The organism is Puribacter membranae, assembly GCF_055380425.1.
In genome coordinates this window covers 2,079,940-2,105,261 of the sequence record NZ_AP040167.1, presented here as the reverse complement: position 1 = coordinate 2,105,261, position 25,322 = coordinate 2,079,940, and the positions used below count along the sequence as shown (strand labels likewise).

The following is a 25,322-nucleotide window of genomic DNA, read 5'->3' as shown; positions in this document are numbered from 1 at the left end:
GATTCATTATGAGCTGGGAAGTCGTCATCGGGTTAGAAACCCACGCACAATTATCCACCGCATCGAAAATTTTCTCCGGCGCGCCGACCGCTTATGGCGCCGAGCCAAACACCCAATCGTGCGCGGTCGATCTGGCCTTGCCGGGTGTATTGCCGGTATTGAATAAAGGCGCGGTCGAAAAAGCCATCACCTTTGGTTTGGCCATCGGCGCAGAAGTCGCACCCATGAGCGTATTCGCGCGCAAAAACTACTTCTACCCCGACTTGCCCAAAGGCTACCAAATTTCACAATTTGAACTGCCCGTGGTCATCGGCGGCACGCTGTCGTTCAACGTCGGCGAAAAAGAAAAAGCCTATCGCAAAACCGTTCAACTCACCCGCGCCCACCTCGAAGAAGACGCCGGTAAATCCGTGCACGAGCTGTTCGAGGACGAATCCGGCATAGATTTGAACCGCGCCGGTACACCGCTGCTCGAAATCGTCACCGAGCCGGTGATGTACAGCGCAGCCGAAGCCGTGGCCTACGCCAAAGAACTGCACAAACTCGTGGTCTGGCTCGGCGTGTGCGACGGCAATATGCAAGAAGGCTCATTCCGCTGCGATGCCAACGTCTCCGTGCGTCGCGTCGGCCAAACCGAGCTGGGCACGCGCCGCGAGATCAAAAACCTGAACTCATTCAAATTCCTCGAAGACGCGATCAACTACGAGATCAACGAACAAATCCGCATCATCGAGGACGGCGGCGCAGTGCAACAAGCGACCGTATTGTTTGACCCCGCGAGCGGCCAAACCCGCGTCATGCGCACCAAAGAAGACGCGCACGACTACCGCTATTTCCCTGACCCCGACCTGTTGCCACTGGTGATTTCCGACGAATGGAAAGCGCAGGTCAAAGCCACCATGCCGGAATTACCCGCGGCACTGCAAGCGCGTTTTGCCGAGCAATACGGCCTGTCGCAGTACGATGCCGAGCAAGTCTCCATGAGCAAAGCGCACGCCGCCTACTTTGAAACCGCTGTCGCCGCCATGACCCAACCGGACGCCAAACTGGTGGCAAACTGGATGATGAGCGATCTGGCCGCAACGCTGAACAAAGATGGCTTGGAATTGAGTAATTCGCCTGTTTCAGCCACACGTTTGGCGCAGCTGCTGGCGAAAATCCAAGACAACACCCTGTCGAACAAGCTCGCCAAAGAGGTTTTCGCCGCCGTGTGGGCGGGCGAGCAAGCGGATCAAGGCGACGCGCAGATTGACGCCATCATTGATGCGCGCGGCCTGAAACAAGTATCCGACAGCGGCGCGATTGAAGCCATCGTGGCTGAGGTCATGGCCGCCAACGCAGGCGTGGTCGAAGAATACCGCGCGGGCAAAGAGAAAAGCTTCGGCTTCCTCGTCGGCCAAGTGATGCGCGCCTCCAAAGGCAAAGCCAATCCGGCGCAGGTGAATGAGATTTTACTCGCCAAGCTCAAGGGTTAATGCCTCCGCTCAAGCTCAAAAGCGCACGAATAGCCTCGTGCGCTTTTTTTATCATTTCCTCCTGCATTCAGTCTGCTAAAAATTAGCCTGATATTTCAGACCTTTAACCGAATTCAAACGCATTCCGTCCACAGCTTGCGCCATAGAAATTGACTATAACGCCCCAATTTTTTGACCGCCCAAGCGGCCGAAAACCAATATAACCATTTGATTTTAAATTAAAAATAAAAATCAAATCAAAACCGTTCAGCCCAACGGGCAACGGTAATTTTCGGTATGATAGCGGTATTGACCGCATCATACCGATGCTCAGAACCCACGCGCGGCATTCGCCCTCAGCGCCTCTGACATCGACCCAACAGCAAGGAGCTTCTCGTGCATTTCGACAACATCGCCCATCTGACCCGACCCGCCGAACAAGACATCAGCCGCGAGGTGCTGATCGAGAAATATGCCAAAGGCGACGAGACGACGTTGGAGCAGGTGCGACAGCGTGTGGCGCGCGCGCTGGCCGAGTGTGAAAAGCCTGAATTGCGCGAGCAACTGGCTGAGGATTTTTACCGCGCGCTCGAAGGCGGCTTCATCCCCGGCGGACGCATCAATTCGGCGGCGGGAACGGATATTCAAGCCACGTTGATCAACTGTTTTGTACAGCCGGTCGGCGATTCGGTGTCGGAAGTAGATTCGGACGGCAAACCGGGGATTTATTCGGCGCTGTTGCAAGCGGCGGAAACCATGCGACGCGGCGGCGGTGTTGGCTACAACTTTTCCAAAATCCGTCCGAAAGGCGCACGCGTGAAAGGCACGCACAGCTTGGCCTCGGGGCCGGTGTCGTATATGCGCGTGTTTGACCGCTCATGCGAAACAGTCGAGTCGGCCGGCTCGCGTCGCGGTGCGCAAATGGGCGTTTTGGACTGCGATCATCCGGATGTTGAAGAGTTCATTCACGCCAAGGATCAGGGCGATCTGCGCAACTTCAATATTTCCGTCGGCGTATCCGACGCCTTCATGCAGGCGGTGGAGGCCGATGCCGATTGGGAATTGGTACATGCGAAGGAGCCGGATGCGAGCGTGTTCAAAGGCTATTATCAGCGGCCCGACGGACTGTGGGTGTATCGCAAGGTGAAAGCGCGCGATTTGTGGCAGCAAATCATGGAATCCACTTACGATCACGCCGAGCCGGGCGTGCTGTTCATGAGCAAAATCAACCGCGACAACAATCTATCCTACTGCGAAACCATCGAGTCCACCAACCCATGCGGCGAGCAGCCGTTACCCGATTACGGCTGCTGCGACCTCGGCTCAATCAATCTGTGCGCCTTCGTGCGCGACCCGTTCGGTACGCATCCATCCTTTGACTTTGAATCCTTCGCGCGCGTGACCGCGTTGTCGATTCGCATGTTGGACAACGTATTGGATTTAACCGTTTGGCCATTGGACGAACAATACAAAGAGGCGCAAGCCAAGCGCCGCGTCGGGCTGGGTTTCACCGGTTTGGGCGACGCCCTGATCATGATGAAGCTCAAATACAATTCGGACGAAGGTCGTGCGATGGCGGCGCAGATTTCGCGCGCCATGCGTGATGCGGCATATGAGGCTTCGGTCGAACTGGCCATCGAAAAAGGACCGTTCCCGCTGTTTGACGCGGACAAATATTTGGCCGAACCGCACTGCGCCAGCCGCCTGCCGGAGGCGCTCAAGGCACGCATCCGCAAACACGGCATTCGCAATTCACACCTGCTCTCCATCGCGCCGACCGGCACGATTTCACTGGCCTTCGCCGACAATGCGTCGAACGGCATCGAGCCGCCGTTTAGCTGGTTTTACACGCGCAAAAAACGCATGGCCGACGGCACGCACAAAGAGTATTTGGTCGAAGACCACGCCTACCGCCTGTACCGCACGCTCGGCCACGACGTGAGCCAATTGCCCGAATATTTCGTCTCCGCGCTGGAGATGAGCGCGAACGATCACATGCTGATGTGTACCGCCGTCGGGCCATACATCGACACGGCGATTTCCAAAACCGTCAATGTACCGGCCGATTACCCGTTTGCCGATTTTGAAAACCTCTATCTGTCCGCGTGGAAAGCGGGGCTGAAAGGCATCACCACCTATCGTCCGAACTCGATACTCGGCGCGGTTCTGTCGGTAGAGCCGTCCAAAGAAACGCCGCAGGATTTATCCGGCACCTCGGAAAACGACACCGAGCGCCGCATCAGTCTGAAAACCGCGCCGACACCGGCACTCGCCAGCCTGAAATACCCGAGCCGTCCGAAAACCAAAGGCGGCAATCCATCATGGACATACATGGTGGAGCACGCGGCGGGCGACTTTGCCGTATTCGTCGGCCATCTGGACAACGACGCCCAGCCGTTTGAATGCTGGGTCAATGGCAATCACCCGCGCGGTTTGGGCGCATTGGCCAAAACCCTGTCGATGGACATGCGTTGCCAAGACACCGCATGGCTGAATATGAAACTCGACTCGTTGGCGAAAACGCCGGGCGAGCAGCAATACGCGGTTGAATTGGGCGACAGCACCGTGACCGCGACCAGCGCGGGTGCGATTTTGGCCAAAGTCGTGCGTCACCGCATCGGTGATATTGGCGAAATCACGGCGGAGAACGCCGGCGAGCCAACGCCGGTATTGGACGCGATGTTTGCGCGCAAAGAACCGAAATCCGGCCCCGACGGCACGATCAGCTGGTCGGTGGACATCAACAATCCGCAGACCGGTGACGACTTTGTGCTGTTCATCAAAGAACTCGTATTGCCCAACGGCGCGCGCCGCCCATACTCGATGTGGCTCGCGGGCACGTATCCGCGCGAATTGGACGGTCTGAGCAAAATGCTCTCGCACGACATGCGCGTGATTGACCCCGCGTGGATCGGCATGAAACTACGCAAACTGCTCAATTACGCCGAACCGCAAGGCGACTTTTTCGCGCGCGTGCCGAATCAAGAAAAATCACAAAGCTGGCCATCAACCATGGCCTACCTCGCACGACTGGTGATTCATCGTTACGCCATGCTCGGCATTTTGACCGACGAAGGCTTCCCGGTGGAGAATATGGGCGTGATGATGCCGGAGCAAGGCGATTTGTTCATCGAGGAAAAGCCCGAAACCTTGGCGCCGATCGCAGGCAAACCCTGCCCAGAATGCGGCAGCCACACGGTGATTAAGAAAGACGGCTGCGAATTTTGCACCAGCTGCGGCCATGTAGGGGCGTGCGGATAATCACCCTGTGATCTAAAACAAAGGGCGCTCTGAGTAGCGCCCTTTTTAATGCGGTTTTAATGCAGTTTTAATGCCGCACCATCAGCGCATATTCGCGGATGAGGCGCACCATATCCTCATCAATCATGCGATAGGCATTTTTTACCGCTTCCAGCAAGGATCGATCCTCGTCCGTATTGGGTTCGGGGAAATTCGTGGCGTACTCGCAATGCAACATCAATCCCTGCATCGGGTCGTTCTGAATTTCATAATACAACTGCCCCGACGGCACCGTGTCTGTTGCCTCGGTCGTGAAACGCACGCTGTGCTGCGGCGTTAGCACCACCTCGTCGCGAATCGCATGCTCGCCAAAAAATAAGGTGCGCTGATACCGCACATCGCTAATTTGCGCCACCTCGGCACGATCCAAACCAATGGTGAAGCGCTCTGGCTCCACGATGCGCAGCAGCAAGCCCGACCACAATTGCTCGGCGGACAAATGCACCTGCTCGTGCGCCGAATGGGGATTGACAGAAATTTGATAATGAACGGTTAACATAAATACTTTCAAACTGGTATCGGTAAAGCAGGCGAAGCCCCAACTTTACAAAAATTTACACGCGCCTCACATTTGCGCTACGTTTTCGGCCTATGATTGTACACGCAAATGCACCATCATCCCGATGTGCCTCTTTTCAGCACGATATGTGCGATATACGCGACATGCACAAAACGCACGATTTGCAACCTTAGGAGAACCGTATGAAACGCACCCTACTCATTTCATCGCTGATCGCCTCCGGCACGATTTTAGCCGCGTGTGGCAGCATGGACAATCAATCCGGCCGCCGTGGTTATGGCGATGGCAACCGCGACGCCATGCGCCAAGCTGCCGTGGCCGCCTGTGTGAATAAAACCGAAGGCACCGCTGTGAAATTGACCACGCCACGCGGTGAGAGCCTCGATGCAACCTGCACCCAATCACCACGCACGGGCCAATTGCAAGCCATGCCCAATCAAAAGTTGGAACGCATGCGCGCGATGGAACAAGCCTGCGAGGGTAAAAAAGCCGGTGATACCGTAAACATCACCAGCCCGCGCAACGCCAGCACAACCATACCCGCAACCTGCGAAATGCGCGGAGATAAATTGATGGCGAATTTTGGCAAACCGCCACGCGAGGGTTTAAGACCGATGCATCAACAGCAGCAATAAGCCTGTTAACATCCCTCAAACCAAAAACCCGACAATCGTCGGGTTTTGGCGTTCCATGAATTCTGAAGGCATTTGCCAGCGACAAATGCCCGTCGTCCGATTACAACGACTCTTCCGGCGGTGAATAGCGGTAACCCATGCCATACACCGACTGCACCACGTCCACGTCCGGCAATACCGCCGCGATTTTTTTGCGCAGATTTTTGATGTGGCTGTCAATCGCGCGGTCAAACACGTCCAAATTGTCGTGATACGCCTGCGCAATCAATTGGTCGCGCGAGAATACGCGCTCCGGCTGCGCCAGCAAGGTATTGAACAAACGCAACTCGGTCGGCGTCAAATCCAGCTTTTGCTCGCCATAGCGAATCACCTGCGCCGCAGGGTCAAACACGAAGGCATTTTGTCCAGTATTACCGCTCACGCGACGGCGCAACAGCGCTTTGGCACGCGCCACCATTTCTTTCGGGCTGAACGGTTTGCACAAATAGTCATCCGCGCCGTTTTCAAATCCGAGCAGACGATCCACCTCTTCGACTTTCGCGGTAATCATCATCACCGGCACGTCGGAAAACTCGCGAATCTCGCGGCACAAGGCCATGCCGTCGCGCCCTTTTTTGTCCGGAATCATGACGTCCAAAATCACCAAATCGGGCTTTTGAATCTTCACAGCCTCAATCACCGCGTCGCCCTTGTCGTGCCAGTGCACCAAGAAGCCTGCGTTTTGCAAATACGCCTGTTGCACCTGCGCAATCATGACTTCGTCTTCGACCAATAAAATCTGGCTTTTGCGTTCAAAACTATTGTCCATCGTCACTCCTTTGCTGAAGTTATCGTCCATACCCCATAATATGGGGCAAAATTATTGTTTTCCAAGATTCAAACCGCGTTTAAATTTTTTCACCCGACTTTCCGCCGCCGGTGTTTCGACCGGTAGCGGTAATTGGATAACGATCTGTAAGCCACCCAAATCCGAATGCTGCGCACTCATGGTACCGCCATGCGCGCTCACGATGCCCTGACTAATGGCCAAACCCAGCCCCGAGCCGCCGGTGGCGCGATTGCGCGAGCCATCGACCCGATAAAAGCGCTCAAACAGGTGCGGGAGCGACGCTTCCGGTACACCGGGCGAGCTGTCCTTGAGCACAATGCGCGCCCAGCCCTCGACCAGCGACAGCCGAATTTGCGTCTGCCCGGGCGCATCGGTATAGCGCATGCTGTTGACCAAAATATTGCGCACCACCTGCTGCAAGCGTTGCTCATCACCCTGAATATACACCGATTGGGGCAATGGCGTGTAGCTCAAGCTCAATCCCGCTTGCTCGAACGCCGGTTTATGATCCTCCGCAACCTCGGCCAGCCAACGATTCAGGTCAATCGCTTGCAGACTCAAATCCCACTGTCCCGCCGTCGCTTTGGCCATTTGTTGCAAGTCATCGATCAACAGCGCCAAATCCTCAATGGTTTTGATGCTGCGTTGCCATTCCTCATCCGTATTCGGCACGATGCCGTCACGCATCGCCTCGGTACGCATACGCAATACCGTCAATGGCGTGCGCAGCTCATGCGAGGTATCGGCGACCCACTGCCGACGAGCGGTTTCCTGTGCCTCCAACTGCGCGGTCATGCGATTAAAATGCGTCGCAATATCCCCCATTTCATTACCGTCGCTGGTGTCCAAACGGGTATTCAAACGCCCTGCGGCCACCGCACGAAAACCGGTTTGCAATTCGGCAATCGGTCGGCGAAAGTGCAGGGACAATAACCAAGCGATGAAGGCCGAAAACGCCGCAGCGACCGCAACCATCAGCAAAAAGCCCTTAAACTGCTCATCCACAAAAGTACGCCCCAAAGCATCGTAGGCCAAGCCGTTGCGACTGACCAGCCAATAAGCAATGATTTGTCGTTGTGCATTGCGAATCGGCTCAAACATCGCGTACTGCGCATCCACCGTTTCACCCGCCAAAAACAAGCCGTTCGCATCCAGCAGCGCCACACCGCGCGCATACGGCGGAATCGGCTCAGGCGATTGCGGAGTGGGCTGCTCTTGCCGCGCCTGCAACATAATGCTGACCGATGAAGCAATCGCTTTGTCCTCGCGCGCCACGGTCTCGGGGCTGCGCACCGGCGCAGCGGGTGCCGGCTGAATCGGGCTGGAACCCCAACGATTCTGAGCGACCGGCGGCGTATCGGCATCAAACTGATCGCGGCGCACCGCTTCAACGGAGGCCAACAAATCGGCCCATGCGCCCGATTTACGCAACACATCCAAACCGCCATCCTGCTGATGCATGTGCACCAGCACCGATTCCACCTTACCCAGCCGTTGAATTTTCGCGCTCGTTACGTATTCGTCAAAGCCCTGACGCACCTGATGGTGCATCACGCCCGTGGTCAACAACACCAACAGCACGGCGATGGAGAAAAAGGCCAAGAAGGATTTTTTCTGTAAGGAAAAAGCGGGCATAGCAAGTATTCACGAAAGTCAAAACAGTCGGCCAACCAAAGTACAGCGCCGAGCCGAGCGATAGATGATTGTATGCTGAAAAAACGCACAAACCGTGTAGGCGCAATCGTCCGTTCAGCCCGTAAATCCGTAGAAAACATGGCGCGAGCCGACATTAAAACGTTGCTGAATCAGCGCACGAATACGAGAGTGGTTCTCGTACGGCTTAAACAGGACGCCGCCGGCCTTGATCCGTTGGCGTCCCATGACCATTCACTCGTTACACCAGCACCCGCTCAATACCGCCGTTATTAACGGTTTTCACGTAATCCGCCATCCAATTCTCGCCCAAAATCCGCTTGGCCATTTCCACCACGATGTAGTCGGGATCGGCGTCAATATCGTTGCGATAGCGGCTCAAGCCCTGCATACACGCCGGACAGGAGGTCAATACCTTCACCTCGCCGGTGAAACCGTCCGCGCGCAGCGCATCGGCATCGGCGCGCAGCTCCTGCTCTTTACGAAAGCGCACTTGTGTCGCAATATCAGGGCGACTGATGGCGAACGTACCCGACTCACCGCAGCAGCGATCGGCCAACGGCACATGGGTGTCCATCAACTCGTTCACCACCTTGAGCGGATTATAGGTTTTCATCGGGCTGTGGCACGGATCGTGGTACATATAGCGCACGCCACCCACACCATCGAGCTTCACGCCTTTTTCCAGCAGATATTCGTGGATGTCAAGCAGGCGCGCATTCGGGAAAATTTTGTCAAACTGATATTTTTCCAATTGATCCATACACGTCCCGCACGAAACAATCACGGTTTTGATGTCCAGATAGTTCAGCGTAGTGGCGACGCGGTGGAACAGCACACGGTTGTCCGTGGTGATCTGATCGGCTTTATCATCGTTACCGGTCGCCGCCTGCGGATAGCCGCAGCACAAGTAGCCCGGCGGCAGTACGGTCTGCACGCCGGTGTGATACAGCATGGCCTGCGTCGCCAAACCGACCTGCGAGAACAGCCGCTCGGAGCCGCACCCCGGGAAGTAGAACACGGCCTCGGTGTCGCTGGTGGTGGTCTGCGGGTCGCGAATGATCGGCACGTATTTGGCGTCCTCAATATCGAGTAAAGCGCGTGCGGTTTTCTTCGGCAAATTGCCCGGCATCGGTTTATTGATGAAGTGAATCACCTGCTCGCGCACCGTCGCACGCCCTACAGTTGCTTGCGGTTGCGTGGTTTGCGCACGCGTGACCAGCGTAGTTTTAGCGATATTGTGCGCCCAGTTTTGCGCTTTATTGCCCCACTCGATCACCGCTTTTTTGTACAAGCGGATGCTCGACGGGTCGCGCATATTCAGGTAGGTCATCGCCAATTTCGTGCCCAAATTCGGCGTTTTTTTGTTCATTTTGCGCAGTAAATTGCGCATGGCAATGGTCACGTCGCCAAAATCAATATTCACCGGACACGGCTTTTCGCAGCGGTGGCAGACGGTGCAGTGATCGGCGACGTCTTCAAATTCGCCCCAATGCGCGATCGAAATACCGCGCCGCGTTTGCTCTTCGTACAAAAACGCTTCAATCAGCAAGGATGTGGCGAGGATTTTATTGCGTGGCGAATACAGCAAATTCGCCACCGGCACATGCGTGGTACACACCGGTTTGCATTTGCCGCAGCGCAAGCAGTCCTTCACGCTATCGGCAATCGCTCCGATGTCGGACTGCTGCATAATGAGTGACTCCACCCCCATCAGGCCAAACGACGGTGTATACGCATTGCGCAAATCCGCGCCTGCCATCAGTTTGCCGCGATTGAAGTGACCGTTCGGGTCAACCTGTTGTTTGTACGCACGAAACGGCGCCATTTCCGCTTCGCTTAAAAATTCGAGTTTGGTGATGCCGATGCCGTGTTCGCCCGAAATCACGCCATCGAGTGAACGCGCAATCGCCATGATGCGTGCGACCGCTTCGTTCGCCTCGTGCAGCATCTCGTAGTCGTCCGAGTTGACCGGAATATTGGTGTGGACGTTGCCATCGCCGGCGTGCATGTGCAGCGCGACGAATACGCGCGAACGCAGCACTTTTTGGTGAATCTCGGTCACGTCGTCCAAAATTTTGGTGAACGACAAACCGGTGAAAATCCCGCGCAATTCTGGGCGTACCTCGCGTTTGTACGACAGACGTATCGTGCGGTCCTGCAGCACGTCAAACATGCGCACGTCCGGTCGCTCTTGCAAACGCTGATGCAGCACCTCGCGCGTGTTCGCATCCACCATGCCATCCACGGTATCGATGATCTGCGCCAGCGGCGTATCGATCTGCGCCATCCAGTAGTGCCAACGCGCACGCACGTTGGCAATCATCGCACGCGCATCCAGTGCGCGATCGCCGATGACTTCGAGTTTGCTTTGATCGTTCGCGCTGCCATCGTCATTTTTCACGACGGGCAAATCACCCGCAAGGTATTGATCCAGCGCGTCCAGAAGTTTGAACTTGTTTTTTGCCGACAATTCAATATTGATGCGCTCAATCGCATCAGTGTACTCGCCCATGCGCGGCAGCGGAATCACCACGTCTTCGTTGACTTTAAACGCATTGGTGTGGCGCGAAATCGCCGCCGTGCGTGCGCGATCGAGCCAGAATTTTTTGCGCGCTTCAGGACTGACCGCGACAAAACCCTCGCCCGTTCGGCGGCTGGCCAAGCGCACGACTTCGGACGCGGCCTGTGCCACGGCGTCTTCGTCATCGCCCACAATGTCACCGAATAAGGCCATTTTCGGCAGCTCGGCGCGGCGGCTTTTGGTTTCGTAGCCGACCGCGCGCAGATAGCGCTCGTCCAAATGCTCCAAACCGGCCAACGTTGCACCCGTGGTTTTCGCCGTTTGATCCAAATATTCTTTGATCTCAACAATGCTCGGAATCGACTCGCGCGCCTGCCCGAAAAACTCCAGACACACGGTGCGCGTGTGTTTCGGCATGCGGTGCAGCACCCAACGCGCCGAGGTAATCAGCCCGTCCGTACCCTCTTTTTGCACGCCCGGCAGACCGGCGAGGAATTTATCGGTGACATCTTTGCCCAAGCCGACCTTGCGGAAGGTATGCCCGGGAATTTTCAAGGTCTCGCGGCTCAATTCGGTTTTGCGATCGGGCGTAAAACGCACCAATTCAAATGTGGCAAACTCGGCATCATGGATTTTGCCCATATTGTGATCCAGACGCGTGACCTCCAGCCAATTGCCTTTCGGATCGACCATCGTCCAGCTCGCCAGATTATCCAGCGCCGTACCCCAAAGCACCGCCTTTTTACCGCCCGCGTTCATCGCCACATTGCCGCCGATGCAGGACGCATCCGCGCTGGTCGGGTCCACCGCAAACACCAAGCCCGCACGCTCGGCTGCCTCAGCCACGCGACGCGTCACCGCGCCCGCACCGGTCAGAATCGTATCGACCTCGTGCGTCATCATGCTGCCGCGCCATTTTTCGACCGGCTGAATTTGAATCAATTTTTCGGTATTGATCACCACAGAACGCGCGTCCAACGGCACTGCGCCGCCGGTGTAGCCCGTGCCACCGCCACGCGGAATGATGGTCATATCCAAATCAATCGCGGCTTTGACCAAGCCCGCCATCTCCGCCTCGGTGTCGGGCGTGAGCACGACAAACGGATACTCGACGCGCCAGTCGGTCGCGTCGGTCACGTGCGATACGCGCGACAGACCATCGAATTTGATATTGCCTTTGGCGGTATATTTGCCAAATTTGCTGCGCACCTGCGCACGCAGTTTGCCCATTTCGTCAAATTGTTGGGCAAAATGCGACACCGCAACCTTGGCTTTGACCATCAAAGCCTGCACCTTTTCGGCGCGCTGATTGCTTTCCAAATCAGTATTGACCGACAAATCGGCCACGCGGCGTTTTTCAATCTCGTGCAGACGGTGATTCAGCGCCTCGATCAGCGCCTTGCGTCGGCGCGGATTGTCCAGCAAATCATCCTGCAAATAGGGATTGCGGTTGACCACCCAGATATCGCCCAAGATTTCGTACAGCATGCGCGCCGAACGCCCCGTGCGCCGCTCGGCACGTAGCTCGGACAACCATTGCCACGCCTCGTCGCCGAGCAGACGAATGATGATTTCGCGGTCGGAAAACGAAGTGTAGTTATACGGAATTTCGCGCAAGCGCGGGGCCTGCGGCTGTACCACAGGATTCTGCAGGGCAGAGCTCAAATCAAAGGGTGCGTTCATAAAAACAATGTCCTAACGCTTGGCCGCAACGGCAACGTTTATCCGCGCACGCGACAACCAAGCAGGCTACTCGTCTACGAGTCATTCAATGGAGTCACATTTTACCCTATTTCTCAACTTTCACCTAAACCCGCTCCAGCCGAAAAAGATCGCTATTCACAGCCCATGCGCCTGAACACGGACATAGTCATATTCACACGATATTTCTGTAAAGAATGATATAATTTTTCCAGCCTCAGCGCCTTGTTTTTCGGTACTTGCTCAGTCATTTGGGCAATCAACCGACGAACCCACTCTGTTTATCCTTCACGAGGAGATTTCATGTCCACATCATTCCGTTTGCTCGCCATGAGTTTGGCCATCGTCGGCCTATCCGCACTGACAGCCTGCGCTGACAAGCCTGCTCCGGCACCGACGGCTGCGCCTACGCCAGCTCCAGCAGCACCAGCCGCTGCGCCAGCGCCCGCTCCAACCGCCGAAGCCCCTGCCGCCGCGCCAACCACCACCAAAGCCAACCCACTCGCACTGATGACCAGCAAAGGCTGCGCGGCGTGCCATAAAGTGGATGCCAAAATGGTCGGCCCGTCGTACCAAGACGTGGCGAAAAAATATGCCGGACAACCGGAAGCCAAAGCTTATCTGGCGAAAAAAATCATTGATGGGGGTGCCGGTGTTTGGGGACCTGTGATGATGCCGCCGAACAAGGGCCGAATCAGCGACGAAGAAGTCACCATCATGGTCGATTGGATTTTGGCCGGCGCAAAATAAGCGTGATGGCGTCTTGAACGCATTTCTGTATACGCAAGCGATAGAAAACGCGGCAAAATGCCGCGTTTTCTATTTTTTCACATCTGTTTCGCTATGAGATTCAGCGCTTATTTCAACTGCTCACGCATCGCCTTGCGCAGCACCGCTTCTTCAAATCGTTGGCGCTGCGTCTCATTTTCGATTGCCAAAGGCGGTACGACGCGCGGTTTGCCGTCTTGAAACGCGACCATGGTGAAATAGCAGCTATTGGTATGACGCACGCTGCGATTTTGGATGTCTTCGGCGACCACTTTAATGCCGACCTCCATCGAGGTTTTGCCCACATAGTTGACCGAGGCCAAAAATGTGACCAATTCGCCCACGCGAATCGGCTCTTTGAACAGCACCTGATCGACCGATAAAGTCACCACATAGCAGCCGGCGTAGCGGCTGGCGCAGGCATAGGCCACCTGATCGAGCAGTTTGAGAATGTCGCCGCCATGCACATTGCCCGAGAAATTAGCCATATCGGGCGTCATCAGCACCGACATGTGCAGTTCGCGTTGATTGAATTCGGAGGCGGAAGGTTGAACTTGTGGGTCACTCATGATGTTTGCTCGGGATACTGGCTGTCCAGCCCCTCGATGATTTCCAGTAAGGTTTGTTTGATTTGCGCTTGCGTACCGCCCATCAGCACCGCGTCGTCCAACGCATCCTGCGCCAGATCGCGCAACTCGGCGAGGTTTTCGTTGAGCACCTTGATCTTTTCGACGCAGGCCAAGACCGAACCGTCGGGCTTGAGCCAAACGGGGGGCTTAAAGGGCTTGGAGGATGATTTAAAGCTTTCAGACATAATGAGCCGTTCCGCAAGTGAATTGATTGCGCGCTGAGCGTTGATGAATCGATTAGTAGTAGCTGTTGACATCATTACGGCTGCGTTTGATGTTTTGCAACTCTTCCAAACGCTTGGGCGGATAACTTTCCCAGCGGGTGCAGGCCGGACATTGCCAATAATAATGCGCCGCTTCAAAACCGCACTGCGTGCAGCGATAACGCGATAATTGCTTGACGTATTTTTGTATCAAGCCACGGGTCAGACTTTCTTCCGAAACCGCATTTTCACCACCTGCTTGCGCTGCTCCGGCGTTTTCTGCATGGTTCATACCACCGTTGTCCGCACGAATACGCGCGTCCAACAGTTTATTGAGTGCATTGAGCGACGGATGCCGCATAAACAATTCATGCAACTGTGGCAAAGTCTGCTCGGCAACGCCATATTGATCCTGCGCCTTTAACCACGCATCCAACACATCAATTGAACCGCTGTCCAACACCTTTTGATGCAAAACATTCAGCCCCTCCTGCGCGCGATTCGCCGCCACATAGGATTTCATCATATCGTTGACCAACAATGGCACCGATTCGGGCTGCTCGCTCGCCAAAGTTTGCCAAATGTGCAGCGCCTCATCGTGCCGATTCTGCTCGGCGTACCACTGACCTTTGAGCAACAACGCGCGTACCGATTTCGGACTTTGACTCAAAGCCGCGTCGATTTCGCGCTGCGCCTGCAGCCAGTCCTTCGCACGCAGCGCAGCCAAGGCCAGTTCACAATGAAAATGCGTCAATGCCGTGGTTTGCTGGCCTGCGGTTTGCGCCGTTTCATTGATTGCCTGCGCCATATCAATCGCCTGATGCCACTCCTGCTGCGACTGATAAATGTGCAGCAACTGCACGCGCGCCTCGTGCTCACGCTCCGTGCCGATTAAACTCTGAAAACACTGCTCCGCGCGATCAAACAAACCGCCGCTCAAAAACGCCATGCCCAATTTATACGTCGCACTCTGACGCGGCGCGGGCGACAAATCGGGGCGATCAATCAAGCTCTGATACACGCGGATGCTGCGCTCCACCTCACCACGCTGACCAAACAAATGACCCAAGGCAAAGTACAAATCCACCGTACCCGTATCCACGCGCGCCACGTCAATCAATGCATCAATCGCCTTGTCCGGTTCCTGATCGAGCAAATGATTCAGGCCTTTGAAATACGATTTCGGCAGTTTTTTACTCTCTTGCAGGCGCTTTTTACTGTCCCATTGCGCCGCCAACCAACCCAACGCAAAAAACAGCGGCAACACCAGCAACCATTCAATTTCAAAATCCATATTTTTACGATTAACCTTATTTGAGCGCCCGTTCGCCTGATCTAGCTACCGTGTGACGCACATCAAGACGCACTCCCACAGACGCATTTCGATAAACAACGCAAGCAGCCGCTCACGGACTCACGTCATTCTTCATGCCATTCGCCTACATCGAATGACCGATTGCCTTACATATTAAAGGGCGGCAACTCCGAATTCACCACCTGCGCCGCCGGTACCGATGATGCCTGATTCGGCGCATATTTGGACAACAACGCTTGCTGATCGGCAATCACACCACGGTTTTGCTCTGTTTCCTTGCGCAAGCGCCGCGCCTCCCATTTCATGGAAAAATACTTCGGCAACAACACCAAAATCCCCAGCAGCAAACCCATCACGAAAAACGCAAACAGCAACACAATCAACGGCAAATCCACCTGCAAGCCCTGCATCACCGAAAAAGTCGTCGTCTGATTATTCAGCAACGCCAGCCACACCAAAACCAGCAGCACCAAAATTCGTAGAATCCACGCAATTACTTTCATTACCTTCTCCAAGCACAACTGTGCACACACAATATATATGATTTAAAATCCTCATCGAGCAACGCGCCCATCCCCATAGTACTACGTTCATATGTTTAGCTGTAAAAAATTAACGCGTTGTTTACAGTATTTTCGGAGAAAATACTGAAATGAATATGCACAAACGAGTCCGCCTAACCCCGTTAGACCGAGAGGAAATATGGCGCTTATATCAAGGTCGACAATGGAAGGTGACGCACTTGGCAGAACACTACCGAGTAAGTCGCCCTACCATCTATTCAGCGCTGAAAAAAGCGCGTTTACAACAATTTGCACCGAGCGACAGCACCAATGCTCGCTATCGTTCGATCCAATATGGGCTTAAACGATTGGCTAAAATTGAGTTGAGTATCCAAGCTCGACTCAAGCGTGAAGCTCAAAGGTATAACAAATCCTATCCCGGCGAAATGGTACATGTTGACACCAAACGTCTGCCCCTAATCAAAGGGCAAAACAACACGCAACCTCGCGAATATCTGTTCGTCGCGATAGACGACTACTCGCGCGAACTCTACGCCGCCATCCTGCCCGATAAAACCCAATTCAGTTCTGCGCAGTTCCTGATGGAACATCTGCTGGCTCAATGCCCTTATGAGATAGACTACATTTACTCAGACAACGGCAAGGAGTATAGAGGTACACCCCATCACGCATTTGTTCAAGCCTGCGCACAGCACAACATCGGGCAGCGCTTTACTCGCATCGCCAGACCTCAAACCAATGGCAAAGCTGAGCGAGTCATTCGTACCTTGATGCAAATGTGGCACGAGAAAATTCAATTTAAAGACCCGTTGCACCGACAAATTGAACTTAATCGCTTCATTAACTTTTACAATACCGTTAAACCTCACAAATCATTAAATAACTTAACCCCCTACGAGATACTACAAAATTACTTTTATCAAACAAACTGTAAACAACCCGATTAATTCTTACAGTTTAGCATTGTAAGCGATTTAAATCACCTCTTGCCAAAAAACACCCCAAAACCAGCCTCATGAACGCACATAAAAAAACGAACCCGAAGGTTCGCTTTTTCGTATTTCATTGAGACTGAAAGGCACTGACTCACGATAGTTTGCGCCAAAATATGATATTTAACCGCATATCGTTTTCGCCATTTCTTCCTCAATCACGGCCTTATTGCTGAGTTGACTGATCCACACGCTCACGCATGTCTTTGCCCGCCTTGAAGTGCGGTACTTTTTTGGACGGCACAGTCACTTGGTCACCGGTTTTTGGATTGCGTCCCATGCGCTCGGGGCGCTCGTTCACCGTGAAGCTGCCAAAACCGCGAATCTCAACCCGCTGTCCTACCGTCAAGGTATGGGCAATTGCGGTGAGAATTGCGCTGGTCGCCATTTCTGCGTCACGCGCCACCAACTGCGGAAAGCGCGCGGCAAGATTATTGATTAATTCGGATTTGGTCATGGTGCTAAGCTTTAATGAGTGCAATTCATCGCAAATATTGCGTACAAAATTCAATCGTTGTTCCTTGGGCGGCGTGATGCCGTCTCCGCCCTCGGTTTCCGATCAATCCAACAGCCTCTCCCGCGCTGGCGGGTGAGGCCGTGTACTCATTATTGCTGTTCCAATTTGGCTTTGAGCAATGCGCCCAAGTTGGTGGTGCCGGATGCGGCCGCACCCGATTCCTCAGCCATGTGTTTCATTGCGGCTTGGGTTTCGGCTTGGTCTTTTGCCTTGATGGACAATTGGATAGAGCGGTTTTTGCGATCCACTGATACGATCACGGCTTCAACGGCGTCACCGTCTTTGAAGTGTGTACCGGCATCTTCAACGCGATCGTTGGAGATTTCAGAGGCACGCAAGTAGCCTTCTACGTCATCAGCCAATGTAATCACCACGCCTTTGGCTTCCACCGATTTGACGGTGCCTTTAACCAAAGAGCCTTTGTCGTGCAGGCCAACGTAGTTCATGAATGGATCGCCTTCGAGCTGTTTGATGCCCAAGGAGATGCGCTCTTTGTCCACGTCGATGGACAGGATAACGGCTTCCACTTCCTGACCTTTTTTGTAGTTGCGCAAAGCCGCTTCAGGCGCTTCTTGCCAAGACAAGTCAGACATGTGTACCAAACCGTCGATACCGCCTTCTAAACCAACAAACACGCCGAAGTCAGTGATGGAGCGGATCGCGCCTTTAACTTTGTCGCCTTTTTTGAAGTTGGCTTCAAATTCGTCCCACGGATTGGCTTTGCATTGTTTCATGCCCAAAGAGATGCGACGTTTGGATTCGTCGATTTCGAGGATCATGACTTCGACTTCGTCGCCCAAGGTCACGAGTTTCTTCGGATCAACGTTTTTGTTGGTCCAGTCCATTTCGGATACGTGTACCAAGCCTTCGATGCCTTGTTCGATTTCAACGAACGCGCCGTAGTCGGTGATGTTGGTGACTTTACCGAACAAACGGGTATTTTGCGGATAACGGCTGCTCAAACCAGACCAAGGATCGTCGCCCAGTTGTTTGATGCCCAGTGAAACGCGGTGTTTTTCTTGATCGAATTTCAAGATTTTCGCTTCGACTTCTTGACCCACGGTCAAGACTTCGGATGGGTGACGCACACGACGCCATGCCAAATCGGTGATGTGCAACAGGCCGTCAATGCCGCCCAAATCAACGAACGCACCGTAGTCGGTGATGTTTTTAACGATACCTTTGACCACTTCGCCTTCTTTCAAAGTTTCGGCCAATTTAGCGCGCTCTTCGCCCATGGTCACTTCGAGTACCGCGCGGCGGCTCAAGACCACGTTATTGCGTTTGCGATCCAATTTGATGACTTTGAATTCCATGGTCTTACCCTCAAATGGGCTCATGTCTTTGATCGGACGCAAGTCCAACAAAGAGCCTGGCAAGAACGCACGAATGCTGTTCGCCATAACGGTCAAACCACCTTTGACTTTGCCTGTAACGGTACCGGTCACCAATTCGCCGGTTTCCAGGGCTTTTTCCAAATCCAACCAAGCAGACAAACGCTTGGCACGGTCGCGTGACAACACGGTGTCACCAAAACCGTTTTCCAACGAATCAATGGCCACACTCACGAAATCGCCCACTTCGGCTTCGAGTACGCCTTGATCGTTCAAAAATTCTTCTACCGGAATAAAGGCTTCCGATTTCAAACCGGCGTTTACTACCACGAAGTTGTGGTCAACACGCACGATTTCAGCGGTGATTACCTCACCTGAGCGCATTTCTTGACGCGCTAATGATTCTTCAAATAAAGCTGCAAAGCTTTCCATATTGGCAACTGATGTCATTGATCAATTCACTTTAAAGTTACGCAGAGTCCCTGAGCGTCCGACGACATGTCCGACTACAACCCAAAAACACTGGAGTTTACACAAAGAATGCCGACGCATTCCAGCATTCCACCACAAGACTCCGCCGCAAAAATTCACGTCGGAGCACATTCGATTAAGCCTTGTTCAACGCCGATTCATACTGCGCAATCACCGTCTGAATCGCCTGCATCAAGCTCATGTGCGAGGTATCGAGTACATAGGCATCGGCGACCGGTTTGAGCGGCGCGAAGGCTCGCGCCATATCTCGCGCATCACGCGCCTGCAAATCAGCCACAAGGTTTGTCATATTAGCAGAAAAACCCTTGTCAATCAATTGTTTATAACGACGCTCGGCACGAATGTGTGCATCGGCGGTCAAAAAGATTTTTGCCAAAGCATCGGGGAAGACCACGCTGGCCATATCGCGCCCATCCGCGACCAAGCCGGGCGCTTGCGCAAAGTCGCGTTGGCGTTGCAACAGCGCTTGGCGCAAAACCCCGACCGTCGCGATTTTCGAGGCCATATTGCCGGTCGCTTCCTGCCGAATGGCTTGGCTCACATCCTCGCCCTCCAACACAATGGTTTCGTCCAAAAAGCGCGCATCCAAGGCACTCGCCCATTCGGCCAACTGTTGCTCGTGCGCGACATCCAGCTCGGTTTCCGCCGTCCAACCCGCGCGCAAGGCCTGCAAGGCGACCAAACGGTACAAGGCACCACTGTCCAAATAGTGAAAGCCCAGCTCGTGCGCCACGGCCTGCGCCACGGCGCCTTTGCCTGATGCGGTCGGTCCGTCGATGGCGATCACCGGAATCATCGTTGACGTATTCATCTGCGTCCTTTTTAATGCGTTTGCGGCAACGCATTCATACCCACTGCCGCCCAAGTTTGTTCCAAACCCTGCGCCGGTGCATTTTTAAAGCCGCTGCGCACGTAGCTGTGCCAGCGCCCGACAATCCAGCTCATCCAAAATTCGCTGTACACGCCCACGTCCACCGGCGGCACCCAGCCGGTTTCCATCGCGATATTGCGCAGCAGTTGTTTGAGCGAAGCTTGCAGGCGTTCGATCAATTGGGTCACACGCTGTTGCAGGCGTTCGTGCTCGTTTTGCAGCACATCGCCGATCAGCACCCGCGCCATGCCCGAGTTTTTTTGTGCAAACACCAGCATGATTTGAATGGATTTTTGCAGCTTGACCACCGCTGAAACATCGCTCAGAGCGATTTGCTTGAGCAAACCGAGCAAGCTGGTTTCGATGAATTCAATCAGGCCTTCAAACATCTGCGCCTTGCTGGCGAAATGACGGTACAACGCGGCTTCGGAAATATCCAAACGCTTGGCCAAGCCGGCGGTGGTGACTTTCTCAGCGTTGGGTTGCTCCAAAATATGCGCCAAGGTCTGCAAAATTTGGATGCGGCGCTCGCCGCGTTTGCTCTTGGGTCCGGTGTATTTTTTGCCGGATTCGTTGCTGGATGCACTGTTTGGTGTACTGCTTTCTGCCTCTGTTGAGTTATCGGCTGCGGTCGGTTCAACGCTCGTTGATTCGGCGTTCATATCGTGCGTAGGTGCTGTTGGATTCATTATTGTTTTTCCAAAACGGTCAGGTGAAATGGGAGACGCACATTATAGCGATTTTGCGCCATAAAAAAACCCCCTGCATCATAAAATGCAGAGGGTTTTTGCGCATGAACGCTTAAGTTGGTACTTACTCTTGTGGTTTTTCCTCAGCGCTGTCCAAGGTGAAATCCATCACTTCCACTTCAGGCTCCACGCGGAACAATTCTTCTTCCGCGCGGTTCTGTTCGTACACGCGTTTGTTCGCGCGTGCACGGTGGAAGGCCAAGCCGGTACCGGCCGGAATCAAACGGCCGACGATCACGTTTTCTTTCAGACCACGCAATTCGTCGCGTTTGCCCATGATCGCCGCTTCGGTCAAGACGCGGGTGGTTTCCTGGAACGACGCTGCCGAGATGAAGGAGTCGGTCGAGAGTGATGCTTTGGTGATACCGAGCAATACGTTGTCGTATTTGGCCGGCAATTTGTCTTCCGCAACCATACGCTCGTTTTCGATCAGCATTTCGGAGCGCTCAACCTGCTCACCCGGGATGAACTTGGTATCGCCCGGATCGGTGATTTGCACACGACGCAACATCTGACGCACGATCACTTCGATGTGCTTGTCGTTGATCTTCACACCTTGCAAACGATACACGTCCTGCACCTCGTCCACAATGTAGGTCGCCAAGGCTTCGGTACCGAGCAAGCGTAAGATGTCTTGCGGATCCGATGGACCCTCGATGATCACCTCGCCTTTATTCACGACTTGACCTTCGTGTACGGTCAAATGCTTGTCTTTACCGATCAGGAACTCGTGTTGACCGCCATCCAAGTCGGTGATGACCAGACGTTGTTTACCACGGGTTTCTTTACCAAACGACACCGTACCGGTGACTTCGGCCAACATACCGGCATCTTTTGGTGAACGCGCCTCGAACAACTCGGCCACGCGCGGCAGACCACCGGTAATATCACGGGTTTTTTGCGATTCCATCGGAATACGCGCCAATACTTCGCCGCGACCCACGTCTTGACCGTCACGCACGGTAATCAGTGCACCCACGGGGAAGCCGATGGTTACCGAGTGTTCCGTGCCTGGAATCACCACTTCTTCGCCTGCTTCGTTGAGCAATTTCACTTGCGGACGCAAGGCTTTCGCGCCGGATGCACCGCGACGTTTCGGGTCAATCGCCACCAGAGTAGACAAACCGGTCACTTCGTCGATTTGCTTCGCCACGGTCACGCCTTCTTCAACGTTTTCAAACTTGATCTGACCGGCGTATTCGGTGATGATCGGACGTGTCAACGGATCCCAGTTGGCCAGCAAAGTGCCGGCTTTAATGGTCGCGCCGTCTTTGACCAACAAATTCGCGCCGTATGGCAATTTATGACGTTCGCGTTCACGGCCATGTTCGTCGCTGATGACCAATTCGCCTGAGCGGGAAATCACGATTTGCTCACCGGCGTTGTTGGTCACATAGCGCATGGTGCTGGTGAAACCGACAATACCGTTGGATTTGGCTTCCACGCTGGATTGAACGTTTGCACGCTGCGCCGCACCACCAATGTGGAAGGTACGCATGGTCAACTGAGTACCCGGCTCACCGATCGATTGCGCCGCGATCACACCGACCGCTTCGCCTTTGTTGATCAGGCCACCGCGACCCAAGTCACGACCGTAACATTTCGCGCACAGACCGTAACGGGTGTCGCAGGTCAATGGCGTACGTACTTTCACTTCGTCAATGCCCAGCTTGTCGATCAAGTCCACTTGGTCTTCTTCAAGCAAGGTGCCGGCTTCCAACACAGTTTCTTGCGTTTCAGGATTCACGACATCCGCAGCCGCCACACGGCCGAAAATACGATCGCGCAAGGCTTCGATCACTTCACCTCCCTCAACCAATGCCTTCATCGCCACGCCGTTGGATGTGCCGCAATCGTCTTCAACCACCACCAAGTCCTGCGTCACGTCAACCAAACGACGCGTCAGGTAACCGGAGTTCGCGGTTTTCAACGCGGTATCAGCCAAACCTTTACGCGCACCGTGGGTCGAGTTAAAGTACTGTAATACATTCAAACCTTCGCGGAAGTTCGCGGTAATCGGCGTTTCAATAATCGAGCCGTCTGGTTTCGCCATCAAGCCGCGCATACCGGCCAGCTGACGAATCTGCGTCGCACTACCACGCGCGCCTGAGTCCGCCATCATGTAAATCGCATTGAAGGATTCTTCGCGCGTGTCATTGCCATGACGATCTTGCACCGGATCCGTCGAGAGCTGATCCATCATCGCTTTGCCCACTTGATCCGAAGTGCGACCCCAAATGTCAATTACTTTATTGTAGCGCTCGCCTGCCGTCACCAAACCGGATGAGTATTGCTGTTCAATCTCCTTGACCTCTTTGGACGCGGCGTCAATCAAGCTTTCCTTGACTTCCGGAACCAGCATGTCGTCAATCGCAATCGAAATGCCCGCACGCGTTGCCAAGCCAAAACCGTTGGCTTTCAAACGATCCACGAACAACACGGTTTCACGCAAACCGCAACGGCGGAACACGGTGGTAATCAGCTTGGAAATTTCTTTTTTCTTCAAGGTTTTGTTCATCACTTCGAACGACAAACCTTGCGGCAAAATTTCCGACAGGAATGCACGACCCACGGTGGTTTCGTAACGCTTCATGCGTTTCACAAACTCATCGCCGTCCGGCCCGTCTACTTTGTCATATTCGGCAATACGCACGGTGATGCGCGTGGTCAAGCCCACTTCGCCCGCCGCGTACGCACGGTGCACCTCGCCCACATCGGCAAAGAACATGCCTTCGCCTTTGGCATTGGTTTTTGCGCGGGTCGCGTAGTACAGGCCCAAGACAATATCCTGAGAAGGTACGACAGACGGCTCGCCCGATGCCGGGAACAAGACGTTGTTCGAGGCCAACATCAGAGTGCGTGCTTCGGTTTGCGCTTCCAAGCTCAACGGTACGTGTACCGCCATTTGGTCACCGTCAAAGTCGGCGTTGAACGCCGCACAGACCAGCGGGTGCAACTGAATTGCTTTACCTTCGATCAATACCGGCTCGAACGCTTGAATCCCCAAACGGTGCAAGGTCGGCGCACGGTTGAGCAATACCGGATGTTCGCGGATGACTTCTTCCAAAATATCCCAAACCACCGGCTCTTGCATTTCCACCATGCGTTTGGCCGATTTGATCGTGTTGGCCAAACCTTGTGCTTCGAGTTTGTTGTAAATGAACGGCTTGAACAATTCCAAAGCCATCAGTTTTGGCAAACCGCATTGGTGCAATTTGAGCTGCGGACCGACCACAATCACCGAACGACCGGAGTAATCCACACGTTTACCCAACAGGTTTTGACGGAAACGACCGCCTTTACCTTTGATCATGTCGGCCAAAGATTTGAGCGCGCGTTTGTTCGCGCCGGCCATGGCTTTGCCACGACGACCGTTATCGAGCAGCGAATCGACCGCTTCTTGCAGCATCCGTTTTTCGTTGCGCGTGATAATTTCCGGCGCACGCAATTCGAGCAGGCGTTTCAAACGGTTGTTGCGGTTGATCACGCGGCGGTACAAATCGTTCAGGTCGGAGGTCGCGAAACGACCGCCGTCCAATGGTACCAATGGGCGCAAATCCGGTGGCAATACCGGCAAAACTTCCAAAATCATCCATTCCGGCTTGATGCCCGAGCGGGTGAAAGCTTCCAACACTTTCAGACGTTTAGCCAATTTTTTGATTTTGGCTTCGGACGAGGTGTTTTTCAGCTCTTCACGCAATTTTTCAACTTCAGACGGCACGTCGAGTTTTTGCAATAACTCGCGGATGCCTTCCGCGCCCATCAGCGCGCGGAATTCGTCACCGTATTCTTCAACTTTGGCGTAGTAATCGTCCTCGGTCATGATTTGGCAGCGTTTGAGCGGGGTCATGCCCGGATCAATCACCACGAATGCTTCGAAATACAGCACGCGTTCGATGTCGCGCAAAGTCATGTCCAACACCATACCCAAGCGGGATGGCAAGGATTTGAGGAACCAGATGTGCGACACGGGTGAGGCCAAATCAATGTGACCCATGCGTTCACGACGCACTTTGGTCAAAGTGACTTCCACGCCGCAACGCTCACAGGTGACGCCGCGGTGTTTCAAACGTTTGTATTTACCGCACAAGCATTCGTAGTCCTTCACAGGGCCGAAAATTTTCGCGCAGAACAGGCCGTCACGTTCAGGTTTGAACGTGCGGTAGTTAATGGTTTCCGGTTTTTTCACTTCACCGTGCGACCACGAACGAATTTTATCCGGCGAGGCCAAACCGACCTTAATCACGTCGAAATTTTCGTTCGCTTGAATTTGCTTAAACAAATTGAGCATTGGATTATTCATAGTTCAAGC

Annotated in this window: 18 protein-coding genes and 1 pseudogene; 5 read left to right on the top strand and 14 right to left on the bottom strand. The window is 54.1% G+C overall.

Annotation, left to right across the window (positions count from 1 at the left end; translation table 11 throughout):
- The first annotated feature begins 8 nt into the window (after window positions 1–8).
- Both gatB and ACZ41M_RS10110 read left to right on the top strand, forming a co-directional pair.
- Window positions 9–1,475: an Asp-tRNA(Asn)/Glu-tRNA(Gln) amidotransferase subunit GatB gene (gene gatB / locus ACZ41M_RS10115; protein WP_464731284.1), complete on the top strand. Its 1,467-nt coding sequence runs from the start codon at window positions 9–11 to the stop codon at window positions 1,473–1,475.
- Between the two features lie 375 nt (window positions 1,476–1,850).
- A complete protein-coding gene (locus ACZ41M_RS10110; protein WP_464731285.1) occupies window positions 1,851–4,715 on the top strand; it encodes an adenosylcobalamin-dependent ribonucleoside-diphosphate reductase in 2,865 nt (954 codons plus the stop codon).
- 67 nt (window positions 4,716–4,782) lie between these two features.
- Here the strand turns inward: ACZ41M_RS10110 and ACZ41M_RS10105 are convergent, their stop codons facing one another.
- Window positions 4,783–5,253, bottom strand: coding sequence for an AtaL-like protein (locus ACZ41M_RS10105; protein WP_464731286.1), 471 nt, complete (start codon window positions 5,251–5,253; stop codon window positions 4,783–4,785).
- A gap of 203 nt (window positions 5,254–5,456) precedes the next feature.
- Between ACZ41M_RS10105 and ACZ41M_RS10100 the strand changes: the two genes are divergently transcribed.
- Complete coding sequence (locus ACZ41M_RS10100) at window positions 5,457–5,909, top strand: hypothetical protein (protein WP_464731287.1); 453 nt, start codon at window positions 5,457–5,459, stop codon at window positions 5,907–5,909.
- A 100-nt stretch (window positions 5,910–6,009) separates the two neighbouring features.
- On the opposite strand, the gene ACZ41M_RS10095 is transcribed toward ACZ41M_RS10100, so the two are convergent.
- The 4 genes from ACZ41M_RS10095 to ACZ41M_RS10080 form a co-directional block, all read right to left on the bottom strand.
- Window positions 6,010–6,717 (bottom strand): response regulator, encoded by a 708-nt coding sequence (locus tag ACZ41M_RS10095; protein ID WP_464731288.1) that lies wholly within the window; start codon window positions 6,715–6,717, stop codon window positions 6,010–6,012.
- Window positions 6,718–6,768: 51 nt separating this feature from the next.
- On the bottom strand, window positions 6,769–8,373 hold the full coding sequence (locus ACZ41M_RS10090; protein ID WP_464737495.1) for an ATP-binding protein: 1,605 nt from the start codon (window positions 8,371–8,373) through the stop codon (window positions 6,769–6,771).
- Window positions 8,374–8,487: 114 nt separating this feature from the next.
- Window positions 8,488–8,619, bottom strand: a complete 132-nt coding sequence (locus ACZ41M_RS10085) for a hypothetical protein (RefSeq protein WP_464731290.1) — start codon at window positions 8,617–8,619, stop codon at window positions 8,488–8,490.
- A 13-nt stretch (window positions 8,620–8,632) separates the two neighbouring features.
- A complete protein-coding gene (locus tag ACZ41M_RS10080) occupies window positions 8,633–12,598 on the bottom strand; it encodes a DUF3683 domain-containing protein (protein WP_464731291.1) in 3,966 nt (1,321 codons plus the stop codon).
- 321 nt (window positions 12,599–12,919) lie between these two features.
- On the opposite strand from ACZ41M_RS10080, the gene ACZ41M_RS10075 reads away from it, so the two are divergent.
- The gene (locus ACZ41M_RS10075) at window positions 12,920–13,366 is read left to right on the top strand and encodes a c-type cytochrome (RefSeq protein ID WP_464731292.1); all 447 of its coding nucleotides are present in this window, start codon (window positions 12,920–12,922) and stop codon (window positions 13,364–13,366) included.
- A gap of 107 nt (window positions 13,367–13,473) precedes the next feature.
- Here the strand turns inward: ACZ41M_RS10075 and ACZ41M_RS10070 are convergent, their stop codons facing one another.
- From ACZ41M_RS10070 to ACZ41M_RS10055, 4 genes are all read right to left on the bottom strand, one after another.
- Window positions 13,474–13,953, bottom strand: a complete 480-nt coding sequence (locus ACZ41M_RS10070; protein WP_464731293.1) for an acyl-CoA thioesterase — start codon at window positions 13,951–13,953, stop codon at window positions 13,474–13,476.
- Complete coding sequence (locus tag ACZ41M_RS10065) at window positions 13,950–14,198, bottom strand: hypothetical protein (RefSeq protein ID WP_464731294.1); 249 nt, start codon at window positions 14,196–14,198, stop codon at window positions 13,950–13,952. Before ACZ41M_RS10065 ends, ACZ41M_RS10070 begins: the two co-directional genes overlap by 4 nt.
- 52 nt (window positions 14,199–14,250) lie before the next feature.
- Window positions 14,251–15,510 (bottom strand): lipopolysaccharide assembly protein LapB, encoded by a 1,260-nt coding sequence (locus tag ACZ41M_RS10060; protein WP_464731295.1) that lies wholly within the window; start codon window positions 15,508–15,510, stop codon window positions 14,251–14,253.
- A gap of 167 nt (window positions 15,511–15,677) precedes the next feature.
- The gene (locus ACZ41M_RS10055; protein ID WP_464731296.1) at window positions 15,678–16,034 is read right to left on the bottom strand and encodes a lipopolysaccharide assembly protein LapA domain-containing protein; all 357 of its coding nucleotides are present in this window, start codon (window positions 16,032–16,034) and stop codon (window positions 15,678–15,680) included.
- Between the two features lie 149 nt (window positions 16,035–16,183).
- On the opposite strand from ACZ41M_RS10055, the gene ACZ41M_RS10050 reads away from it, so the two are divergent.
- On the top strand, window positions 16,184–17,002 hold the full coding sequence (locus tag ACZ41M_RS10050) for an integrase core domain-containing protein (RefSeq protein ID WP_464730411.1): 819 nt from the start codon (window positions 16,184–16,186) through the stop codon (window positions 17,000–17,002).
- A 214-nt stretch (window positions 17,003–17,216) separates the two neighbouring features.
- Here ACZ41M_RS10050 and ACZ41M_RS10045 read toward each other — a convergent pair.
- The 5 genes and pseudogenes from ACZ41M_RS10045 to rpoC form a co-directional block, all read right to left on the bottom strand.
- Window positions 17,217–17,504 (bottom strand): annotated as a pseudogene (locus tag ACZ41M_RS10045) (integration host factor subunit beta); the annotation flags it as partial.
- Window positions 17,505–17,653: 149 nt separating this feature from the next.
- Complete coding sequence (rpsA, locus tag ACZ41M_RS10040; protein ID WP_464731297.1) at window positions 17,654–19,348, bottom strand: 30S ribosomal protein S1; 1,695 nt, start codon at window positions 19,346–19,348, stop codon at window positions 17,654–17,656.
- A gap of 157 nt (window positions 19,349–19,505) precedes the next feature.
- Window positions 19,506–20,201: a (d)CMP kinase gene (gene cmk, locus ACZ41M_RS10035; protein ID WP_464731298.1), complete on the bottom strand. Its 696-nt coding sequence runs from the start codon at window positions 20,199–20,201 to the stop codon at window positions 19,506–19,508.
- Between the two features lie 11 nt (window positions 20,202–20,212).
- Window positions 20,213–20,950, bottom strand: coding sequence for a nucleoid occlusion factor SlmA (gene slmA, locus ACZ41M_RS10030; protein WP_464731299.1), 738 nt, complete (start codon window positions 20,948–20,950; stop codon window positions 20,213–20,215).
- A 124-nt stretch (window positions 20,951–21,074) separates the two neighbouring features.
- Window positions 21,075–25,313, bottom strand: coding sequence for a DNA-directed RNA polymerase subunit beta' (gene rpoC, locus ACZ41M_RS10025; RefSeq protein WP_464731300.1), 4,239 nt, complete (start codon window positions 25,311–25,313; stop codon window positions 21,075–21,077).
- Window positions 25,314–25,322 lie beyond the last annotated feature (9 nt).